Source organism: Spirulina sp. CS-785/01 (genome assembly GCF_028330525.1).
Taxonomy (GTDB): Bacteria; Cyanobacteriota; Cyanobacteriia; order Cyanobacteriales; family Spirulinaceae; genus JAQMSD01.
This window is the reverse complement of the sequence record NZ_JAQMSD010000178.1, coordinates 1-10512: the sequence shown is the minus strand read 5'-3', so window position 1 is coordinate 10512 and position 10512 is coordinate 1. Positions and strand designations below refer to the sequence as shown.

The window sequence follows — 10512 nt, the reverse complement described above, 5'->3', positions numbered from 1 at the left end:
GGCGATCGCGCAGGAGAAGCCACTACCCTCAATAATATTGGTTTGGTCTATTCAGATTTAGGAGAAAAAGAAAAAGCCCTAGACTACTACAACCAAGCCTTACCCTTGTTTAAAGCGGTGGGCGATCGCGCAGGAGAAGCCGCTACTCTTAGTAACATGGGGTTTGTTTACCGAGACACCAACCAACCCCAAGAAGCCATCCAACATTTAGAACAATCCCTCAACATCATCCTAGACCTCCGCAAAGAATTAAAACGAGAAAACCGCAAAACCTTCATCGAAAGCAACCAAGGAACAGCCAAAGCCCTAACAGACCTCCTCATCGACCAAAACCAACCCCAACGCGCCTACGAATGGATCAACCGCGTCACCACCGCCGACCTTGCCGACTATACCCGCCTCATTGATGCCAAAGTCTGCGACAACTGCGCCGCCCAAACTGCCCTCGATGAATGGAACAAAAAAAACCTGCAACTGCAAGCCCTCCGCCAACAACTAGAGGAAGACTACTCCGAACCCCTAGCCGAAAAAATGCGGGAAATGGAAGCCCAAGTCATGCAAGAAGCGGACACCATCGGCAAACAACACCCCGAAATTGCCGAACTCTTTGAAACCACCCCCACCGACATCGCCAAACTGCAAGCCAGCATCCCCGAAAATACCCTCGTCCTCCATCCCGTCCCCCTCATTAACGCCGAAAACGTCCCCGAAAGCCTTGCCCTCTTTCTCCTCACCCGTGACAGCCTCACCGTCACCAAACACCCCGTCAACGGTACAGAATTTAACCAACTCCTCGACCAATACCGCCAACAACTGGCAAACCGCAAAAACCTAGACTACGCCACCACCAGCCAAACCCTCTATAACCACCTCATCCAACCCATCCAAGACCAAATCGACCAACACAACCCCCAACACCTCGCCATCATCGCCACCGGAAAACTCCGCTATCTCCCCTTTGAAACCCTCCAAAACCCCCAAACGAAACAATACCTGCTGCAACAATACCCCATCCACTACCTGACTCGCCTCTCCTCCCGTTCCGCCACCCCCTCCCAGCTTCCCATCACCCCCTTAAAAGCCCTCACAGGCGTAGTTTTCCTCCTTGCCCTCATCACCCTGCTTTGGGGGAAAAAGCGCGTCTTCAGTGGCGGTGTGTTGCTGCTGAGTAGCATTAGCGGCTACTTCCTCCTGCAACCCACCTCCCCCCAAGTCCTCGCCCTCGGCAACCCCGTCCCAGAAGCCCCCTATAACCTACCGGGGGCGGAACAGGAGGTGCAAGTAATTGCCCAACAACTCAAGGAGAGTGAGGTCTATATCCGTGAAGCCGCCACCCTAGACACCTTCAAAAAACAAGCCCCCCGTTTCACCTATCTCCATTTAGCCACTCATGGCTGTTTTCAACCCTTTGGCTGTTGTTTACAGGAGGCAGAATGCGACAGTCTAGAAGCCTTGTTAAACCCCGATATAGAGGGCAATAGCGTCCTTTTTGCCGAAGAACAATTTAATCTGGCTGATGCGGCCTTGTTGGGGTTGGAGAATACTGATTTAATCACCCTGAGTGCGTGTCAAACTGCCCAAGGGACGAATGCTGATGGGATCGAAATTTCGGGGTTAGCTTATGTGTTGGAACGGGCTGGGGCTGAGGGGGTAATTGCGAGTTTGTGGAGTGTGGATGATAAAGCGACTCAAGCCATTATGAGTCAATTTTACCAAAATTTGAACCAAGGAATGAATAAGGCGGAGGCGATGCGACAGGCGAAATTGAGTCAATTAGGGGATAATAAAACAACCAATCACCCGTTTTTCTGGTCGCCTTTGATTTTAATTGGTGAGCCTTGATTTTGGGTTTAGTTTCAGGGGGTTAGAAACCGGGTTTCTATCTACATTTCTCTGTTTTGCCGTTAATTTGGGTGAGAAACCCGGTTTCTTGGGCTATCCTCTAACGAATTATCCTCCCCCAACAATGGTGACGATTTCCAAGCGATCGCCATTTTCCACTTGCGTGTTGTCCCAATATTGCCGATGGAGAATTTCTCCATTATATTCAACCGCCACTAAACGGGGATTGAGTCCCATTTGTTCTAATACCCTAGGAAGTGGGGTTTGGGGGGAACAAGTCACGGGTTCACCGTTCACTTGTAGGGTAATTGGCTCAGTCATGATGCACTATAAACAGGTTAGACTCGTTGGCGTTTTTGGTTGAGTTGGGAAAGGAAATACTGTGTCACCCAAGCAGGATGTTCGGCTTGCATAATTGCCCGCACAACCGCCACTCTGGATGCACCTGCATTTAAAACTTCCGTGATATTTTGGGGATCAACCCCGCCAATGGCAAACCACGGAATGGGACAATTTTCGGCAGCATAACGGACGTATTCCAGTCCGGCTGCGGCTTTTTCGGGTTTGGTGGGGGTATCATGAACAGGGCCAACACCAATGTAGTCCGCACCTTCGGAGATGGCTTTTTGCATTTCTCCAGGGTTGGTGGTGGAACGTCCAATAATGCGGTTTGAACCGAGAATTTGCCGGGCTACTTCAACAGGGACATCATCTTGGCCCAAATGCACGCCATCGGCCTCTACCGCTAAGGCCAAGTCAATGCGGTCATTCATAATAAATAACGCCCCATACTGGTGGCATAGTTGCCGCAGTTTGTCCGCTTGGGCTAACTGAATGGTATCTTCGGCGTTTTTCTCCCGATATTGCACAAGGGTTAAACCCCCTTTTAAGGCTTCTTCAACTACGGTAAAGAGGTGTTGAGAGGGGGATGTAACGAGATATAACGGGGCTTTTTCTAAAGTTTGTTTCCGTTGACTGCCCAGTAGGTCACTTTCGAGGGTATAAACCTGATAGCGGATTTGTTTACAGGCTTGGGCCATCTGGGGCTCGGTGAGTTTGGCGTATTCTTCCAAGACTCGTAAGGCTTCTTGGACTCGGCAAAGGTTGGCTTGGAGGAGGTGTTCTAGGGTTGCTCGGGTTTCTTCTTGGGGGTGGGATAAGTCGGTCCCTAGGTCTCCTGGGGTGTCTCTCGCTTGGCGAATTTCGGGGGTATGCCAACTGGCTAAGTCTTGGCGTAAGGTTTTACAGGTTTGGGTGAGGTCAGGATGGTTAATGCCTAACCGACACCATTCTTCAATGATGCGGAGTCCTTCTCTGGCCCGGTCTAGGTTTGCGTCTAGGATACGGTACACGGCTTGTTGGTGGGGAATTGGGGGTTTTGCCCCCCCATTGGTGGTTGTAATGGCAGTGCTAATGGGTTGGTTTTGTGGCTGGTCTGACATAATTTAGCAGTAAACGGTAATTGGTAAACAGTAATCAGTGTGATAAGCCTTTAATCATTAGGTTTCCCATTATTGGCTCTGCTCAAATCTATCCCCCTCATGTTCTACATTCAAGGGAGGTGAACTACTGTATATTAACCTTACCTATAATTGGTAAACTGCAAGGCGACTGGGAAATCTTCTTCCTTTAACACTTGCATCACCGTTTGTAAATCATCCTTGGACTTACTTGAAACCCGGACTGCATCGCCCTGAATGGAGGCTTGGGCTTTTTTTACGTTATCTCGAACTAATTTAGTAATTGTTTTTGCTAAATCTTTCTCAATGCCTCGTTTGAGAGTGACGACTTGGCGCACTCGTCCTCCACTGGCCGATTCTATCTTACCAGCTTCAAAAATTTTCTGAGATAAGCCCCGTTTTGCCGCTTTTTGCCGCAAAATATCGTTAATGGTATCTAGGGTCATTTCACTATCGGTTTCGATAGTGATTTCATTTTCTCCTAGGTCGAGTTTGCTATCTGTACTTTTCAAGTCATAGCGATTTTTGATTTCTCTCATGGTCTGATCTACGGTATTGACCATTTCCTGATGATCAAAATCGCTCACAACATCAAAAGAATAGGTTGAAGCCATAACACAAGACAAAAATAGACAGTCAGTTTGATTACGTCTTTTATCAATGACCGAGCGATCACTGATCAAAGATTTCTCAGCGAGACTCTAGGATAAATTCCCTAGAATCAATAGTCTAGAAGCAACGTTCTAGGCGCGATGACCTAGAAGACTATCCTAGAAGAATAAATTATCTAGGATCAATCCCCCATAGGTCGCGCAGTTAATCAAAATAGAACAACGTCACTACTTTACGCTGCTCCTCTGCTTCCTCGCACGTCCGTAACAGTGTGTGACTGTCATGAAACGCAAAGCAAATAAACTGCTGACAGCGAGCAATAATCTCACGGTTACATAAAGCACTCGCTTCTCCCAAGGAGAGACGGTCATTCTCTGGATTTTCCACTAAATGAATGACTTTATCGAGATCGGCGCGAGATTCCTTGGGTTGACGCGCTAGACTTTGGGGCAAAATGACGGTCAGCAAATTGGGATCGGCACGCATGGCCCCCCGAATGGCTGCCAAATTTGTCCCGGTTGCGCCGGAGGTCATCAGGCGATTTCCCCCTAAAACTAGCGCGTAGCTCATCATTTCGATGAGTTTCTGGTGTGTAATCGGTACGTGGCGCGAACCTAGCAGCGCGATGCGCTTAGACCCCGTTTGTTGGATGGTCGCTAGTTCTTGCGCCAGTGTATCAATTTCTTGGATATTGATAGATTGACTCAAACCCCTAAAATTAGGCTGCAAATAACGGTAGGTATTCTAACATCAAGGGACTGGTGATGTGCGAGATTTCCCAGAAATCCATAAAACTCTTGAGGAAATGTTACGGATACACCGATTGCGCATCCTGGGGTTCTTGCTGCAAGAGACTGGTGAGTAGGGAGGCGGGGGGTTTGGTGTAGGGCCAAGCAAAGGCATGGCGGAAGGCGGCATCCTGACAGGCTTGTAGCTGTCGGAAGTTAATGATGTCGTGGGTGAGGAGGTTTTCGTACTCGAAGGGGAGACGGACGTTGTGGAGTCCTGCGTTATCGGTACAGATGGCCACATCGACTCCCGCTTCAAAACATCGCTCAAAAATGAGTTTTAATTGGGACAGGTCTTCCAATGTCCCGGTTTTAAAGTAGGTGGTGGGACAAATTTCTAAACATTGGCCATTGGCGGCGACTTCTTTGAGTAATTCGGGATAGCGGAGGGGAATTTGGATGCCGTGGCCGATGCGCATGAGGTAGGGAAGTAGCTCTGGATAACAGCCATCGGGGGTTTCGTAGAGGTGGCCGGTGGTTTTCATGCCTTGCGATCGCGCCAATTTATACAATTTCACAAACTCATCCAAACGCTCCTGATAATGAGCATCTCCCCCCGCAACATCCACCGCACAAACATAGTCGGATTCAATGGCTAACTCTAAAATCGCCTGATTCACCTCAAAGGGTAAGCGAGAGTGCATACAGAGGATTTGGCTATTCAAAATAGGGTAATCTGCCGCTTGAGAGGCTTTTCCCACCGTCTCCACCACATCGGCCATGGCCGCAATCCGCTTTTTTTGACTCAAATGTTCCGGAGTCCGCAAAAACGGTGTATAGCGCAATTCCAAATAGGCTAAATTTTCAAAAATATAAGCCCCCCGTAACAAGCGATAAATAAAATAGGGAAGAGCGTCTTGAGTCTGGACACTTTCTACGAGGGTATGCAGTTCTAAATACTCATCTAAGGTATTGCGGGGACGAGTATAAAACTGTTCAAACTCCGGATATTCCGGAAAACGCTCCGATAAATCGTCATTATGCCGTTGAAAATACCGCCAAAGGATGCGGGGAACAACCGAACCGCCTAGGTGACGGTGTAATTCTGCGTATAAAGCCATAGTAGTTGAGAGTTGAGAGTTGATAGTTGGGGAATTGAACCACAAAGACACACGGGAGTTGGGAGTCGGGAGTCGGGAGAGATGGGGGAGAGCCCATTACCCATTACCCAAAAAAACTTGACAGTTTCCCCCCTGACTATAGATAATGATAGTTTGTGAAAACTGTTGTCATTTAATAGAAGACCCTTGGCTAACGTTATCGTTATTGGAGCCCAATGGGGAGATGAAGGGAAAGGCAAAATTACAGACCTGTTGAGTCGGTCTGCGGATGTCGTTGCGCGTTACCAAGGGGGGGTTAACGCCGGACATACCGTTGTTGTCCAAGGACAAACCTTCAAACTCCACTTAATTCCTTCGGGTATTTTATATCCGAACACGGAATGTATTATCGGCTCTGGGACTGTTATTGATCCACAAGTCTTAATCGGAGAAATTGACCAGTTAGAAGAACTCGGCATTTCTACGAAAAACCTCCATATCTCCCAAACGGCTCATGTGACGATGCCTTATCATCGGCTCATTGACCAAGCCTCAGAAGATAAACGAGGAAAACATAAGATCGGCACAACCAAACGGGGGATCGGCCCCACCTATGCAGATAAGTCCGAACGGGTTGGCATCCGGGTGATTGACCTCATTGATCCCGATGGACTGAAACAGCAATTAAAGTGGGCTGTTGAATATAAAAACGAGATTATACATAAACTTTACAACCTGCCCCCCCTCGATCCCCAAGAGGTCATTGAACGTTATTTGGCCTATGCCGATCGCTTGCGGCCTTATGTCGTTGATAGTTCCCTCAAGATCAACGAAGCAGCGCGTCAGCGTAAAAATATCCTCTTTGAAGGAGCGCAGGGTACATTACTCGACTTGGATCATGGGACCTATCCCTATGTTACCTCCTCTAACCCCATTGCAGGAGGAGCTTGTGTTGGGGCTGGTGTAGGGCCAACCCTCATTGATCGCGTGATTGGGGTGGCCAAAGCCTATACAACGCGAGTGGGAGAGGGCCCCTTTCCTACGGAATTAACCGATGGCATTGGTAAGGAATTGGGCGATCGCGGGGCAGAATTCGGTACAACCACAGGCCGCCGTCGTCGCTGTGGCTGGTTTGATGCGGTCATTGGTCGCTATGCCGTGCGCATCAACGGGTTAGACTGTCTGGCCATCACCAAACTCGATGTCCTCGACGAATTAGAGGAAATCAAAGTCTGTGTCGGCTACGAAATTGATGGAGAACCCTGTCATCACCTCCCCAGTAGCAGTCGTCAGTTTGCCAAATGCCAACCTGTCTATAAAACCGTCCCCGGTTGGCAACAATCCACCGCCGATTGTCGTAAACTAGAAGACCTGCCCAAACAGGCCCTCGACTACCTGAAATTCCTGGCGGAATTGATGGAAGTTCCCATTGCAATTGTCTCCCTAGGGGCCAGTCGAGACCAAACCATTATTGTAGAAGACCCCATTCACGGGCCAAAACGAGCCTTACTGGATGCTCAAGGACTGCCCGTATAAGGGAAAGCCACTTTTTTTCTGTTCACACTACGGATATCAAAGATATGTCTAAGACTCAAATCGAATGTCAAAAACGACCGGAAGGCAGTAAAGCCAGAGCCTTACGTCGAGAGGGATTAATTCCGGCCAACCTCTATGGCCACAAAGGAGACGAATCTCTCTTACTCACCATTCCTAAAAAAGAAGCCGAAGCCTTAGTAAGATATTCCACCGTGAATAAAACCGTGGTGGATGTCAAGATTCCCGATCTTTCTTGGGAAGGAAACGCCTTAATTCGTGAAATACAAGCTCATCCCTGGAAAGGTGATCTCTATCATTTGAGCTTTTTTGCCGTGAAAGAAGATTCTTAACCCCTTGAACTGACTGAAACACGGAGAAATCTGGGGAGAAATTTGGGGAGAAATTTGGGGAGAAATTTGGGGATAGTTCTGCTCCCCAAAAATAGACAAATCCCTCATATCGCGGTATAAACAACAAGTGTCTCAGAGAGGCTTGTTGTTTATTTATTTTGAATAGTCATGGCGAGATATGACGTTTACGGGATTGGCAATGCGCTAGTCGATATGGAATACGAAGTCACTCCCGAAATACTACAGGAGTTAAGCGTTGATAAAGGTTTAATGACCTTGGTGGATGAAAACCGCCAACAAGAATTAGTCGATGCGCTCCATAAAAACCCCTGTAAACGCGCCTGTGGTGGGTCTGCGGCGAACACCATGGTGGCAATTAGTCAACTGGGTGGTAAAGGGTTCTTTTCCTGTAAAGTCGCCGATGACGAAACTGGGGCGTTTTATTTGGAAGATTTAAAGCGTTGGGGCATTGACAGTAATTTACAACACCACGAGCGAGATGAAGGGATTACTGGGAAATGTCTGGTTTTAGTGACTCCCGATGCTGACCGGACGATGAATACCTATTTAGGGGCAGCGGCCACTTTGTCAGAGGGGGACTTAGTGCTAGACGCGCTGAAAGAGTCCGAATATTTGTATTTAGAGGGGTATTTGGTCTCCTCCCCCACCGGGAAGGCTGCGGCCTTAAAAGCCCGTGATGTGGCGCGAGAGGCGGGAGTTAAGACGGCCTTTTCTCTCTCTGACCCCAATATGGTCAAGTTTTTTAAGGATGGCATCTTGGAAATTATGGGAGATGATCTCGATTTTCTCTTTGCCAATGAAGGGGAAGCCTTGTTGATGGCGGATACGGATAATGTAGAGGAGGCGATCGCATTTTGCCAATCCAAAGCCAAACAATTCGCTATCACCCGTGGCGGTCGAGGGTCTATCGTCTATGATGGGCAACAACTCCTTGATGTGAACCCCGTCCCGGTCAAAGCCATTGATACAGTAGGTGCAGGGGATATGTACGCCGGAGCATTTTTATACGGCATCACCAACGGCATGAGCTATGCGGAAGCCGGCCATATTGCCTCGGTCGGTGCGTCTAAAATCGTTTCTCGGTACGGGCCTCGTTTAGAAACCGAGGAAGTTAAAGGTTTATTGAATAACGTTCCCACCAGTTAGGTAAATCACATCCTATCCAACCATTGTAGGGACGTTGCCTGAACGTCCCTACATTTCTATGCAACCCTTAATTAATTCAAGACAACTAGCCAACAACTCCTGAATTTTTCACTCATTGGCCCAAGTTTTCGCCCAATCCAGAATTTTTTTCACTTCCCCATAATTGGCGGCCTCACAGTACAGCCGTAAAACGGGTTCAGTGCCACTAAAACGCACCAATAACCAACTCCTATCGGCTAACCGGAACTTATACCCATCCGTGGTTTGACAGTCTAAAACCGCCTGTCCTGCCACAGTTTGAGGTGTGTCTTGTTCAAGGCGATCAACTAATTTTTGGCGCACCTCCATATTGGGAAGGGGGAGATCAAGACGGTCATACACAAATTGAAAAGCCGTTTTTTCCTGTAACGTGCGGTATAAATCCCCAATATTCTTGCCCGATTCTACCACCGCTTCTAGGACAAACAGAGCCGATAAGAGGGCATCTCGCTCTGGGATATGCGTCCCATAGCCAATGCCTCCTGATTCTTCTCCGCCAATTAAGACCTCATTGGCTAACATTCGTTCCCCGATGTATTTGTAACCAATGGGGGTTTCATGGAGGGGGATGTTGTACAGTTGGGCGAGACGGGGGATTAAATCTGAACCACTTACAGTTTTGATGATTTCTCCCTTAAATCCCTTACGTTGGCCTAAATGCTCGATGAGGAGGGGGATTAACACTTGGGAACTGCAAAAATTGCCTTGAGCGTCAACTGCGGCGATGCGATCGCTATCCCCATCAAAGACAAACCCCACTCGGAGGGCATCGGGTTGAGTCGTTCCCACTTCTCGAATGCGTCGAAACAGTTTCGGAATATATTTCGGCAAGGGTTCAGGCGCACCCCCCTCAAACAAAGGATCGCGGTTGCTGTTAATTTCTTCAATTTCAATCCCCAGTAACCGTTGTAACCCTGTAGCGGCAGCCCCGTGCATCACATCGGCTAAAACGTGCAGTTGTCCAGAGGAAATGGCCGCCCGAATTGGCTCAATTTTCACTTTACTTTGCAATTCTTGGCAATAACTCGCCCACGGATCAAACTGATTTAAAGTACCGGGGGCTGTTTTCGGGGTGATGTCCTCAGTGAGGAGATTTTCAATATCTTGGGTAACTGTCTTGGTAACGGACCCCCCAAAGGCCCCTTTTACCTTGAGTCCTAAATAGGGGGCAGGGTTATGGCTGGCCGTTAGCACTAACCCCCCCAAGGCGTTGTAGGCATGAACCGCCCAAGAAATGGCCGGAGTGGGGGAATACTCTTGGGCTAAGAGGACATCAAATCCGGCAGCTTGGACTGCTTCGGCTGCTGCTAGGGCAAATTTTTCCGCCAAAAAACGGCGATCGTAGCCCACAATAATTAAATTCTTCTGTTGGACTGTCTCCCCAAAATGGTTCGCTAGCACTTGTGCAGCGAGGGGAGCGACTTGGATCACTCGCTCAAAGGTAAAATCGGCGGCGATCACTCCGCGCCACCCATCTGTCCCAAATTGAATGGGTTTAAATTGAACCGAATCAATGGTAACAGGCATGAACTTCCCCGTCCTGAAACGTTGCGTGTTGCCTTCATTTTGACATACTTCCACGATTTTGCAGTTAGAAAACCGCAGAGAGAGTTGATAGTTGATAAGGGAGTCGGAAGATGGGGAAGGTAGGGGAGATGGGGAAGGTAGGGGAGATGGG

Annotated in this window: 10 protein-coding genes; 4 read left to right on the top strand and 6 right to left on the bottom strand. The window is 48.5% G+C overall.

What is annotated here, in order from left to right:
• The coding region (locus tag PN462_RS11785) for a CHAT domain-containing protein (RefSeq protein ID WP_272128430.1) at nucleotides 1–1842 on the top strand (1842 nt) is incomplete at its 5' end.
• A gap of 108 nt (nucleotides 1843–1950) precedes the next feature.
• Here the strand turns inward: PN462_RS11785 and thiS are convergent.
• The 5 genes from thiS to PN462_RS11760 all read right to left on the bottom strand — a co-directional run bounded on the left by thiS (nucleotide 1951) and on the right by PN462_RS11760 (nucleotide 5763).
• A complete protein-coding gene (thiS, locus tag PN462_RS11780) occupies nucleotides 1951–2163 on the bottom strand; it encodes a sulfur carrier protein ThiS (RefSeq protein WP_272128428.1) in 213 nt (70 codons plus the stop codon).
• A 17-nt stretch (nucleotides 2164–2180) separates the two neighbouring features.
• The gene (locus PN462_RS11775) at nucleotides 2181–3284 is read right to left on the bottom strand and encodes a thiamine phosphate synthase (RefSeq protein ID WP_272128427.1); all 1104 of its coding nucleotides are present in this window, start codon (nucleotides 3282–3284) and stop codon (nucleotides 2181–2183) included.
• 140 nt (nucleotides 3285–3424) lie between these two features.
• Nucleotides 3425–3916, bottom strand: coding sequence for a YajQ family cyclic di-GMP-binding protein (locus tag PN462_RS11770; protein ID WP_272128426.1), 492 nt, complete (start codon nucleotides 3914–3916; stop codon nucleotides 3425–3427).
• Between the two features lie 202 nt (nucleotides 3917–4118).
• On the bottom strand, nucleotides 4119–4622 hold the full coding sequence (locus PN462_RS11765) for a DNA recombination-mediator protein A (protein ID WP_272128424.1): 504 nt from the start codon (nucleotides 4620–4622) through the stop codon (nucleotides 4119–4121).
• 100 nt (nucleotides 4623–4722) lie between these two features.
• Complete coding sequence (locus PN462_RS11760) at nucleotides 4723–5763, bottom strand: adenosine deaminase (RefSeq protein WP_272128423.1); 1041 nt, start codon at nucleotides 5761–5763, stop codon at nucleotides 4723–4725.
• A gap of 186 nt (nucleotides 5764–5949) precedes the next feature.
• Between PN462_RS11760 and PN462_RS11755 the strand changes: the two genes are divergently transcribed.
• From PN462_RS11755 to PN462_RS11745, 3 genes are all read left to right on the top strand, one after another.
• Nucleotides 5950–7278, top strand: a complete 1329-nt coding sequence (locus tag PN462_RS11755; protein ID WP_272128422.1) for an adenylosuccinate synthase — start codon at nucleotides 5950–5952, stop codon at nucleotides 7276–7278.
• A 44-nt stretch (nucleotides 7279–7322) separates the two neighbouring features.
• Complete coding sequence (gene rplY / locus PN462_RS11750) at nucleotides 7323–7628, top strand: 50S ribosomal protein L25 (protein ID WP_272128421.1); 306 nt, start codon at nucleotides 7323–7325, stop codon at nucleotides 7626–7628.
• Nucleotides 7629–7796: 168 nt separating this feature from the next.
• A complete protein-coding gene (locus PN462_RS11745) occupies nucleotides 7797–8795 on the top strand; it encodes an adenosine kinase (protein WP_272128420.1) in 999 nt (332 codons plus the stop codon).
• Nucleotides 8796–8903: 108 nt separating this feature from the next.
• Here PN462_RS11745 and PN462_RS11740 read toward each other — a convergent pair whose 3' ends face one another.
• Complete coding sequence (locus tag PN462_RS11740; RefSeq protein ID WP_272128419.1) at nucleotides 8904–10361, bottom strand: phosphoglucomutase/phosphomannomutase family protein; 1458 nt, start codon at nucleotides 10359–10361, stop codon at nucleotides 8904–8906.
• Nucleotides 10362–10512: the final 151 nt, after the last annotated feature.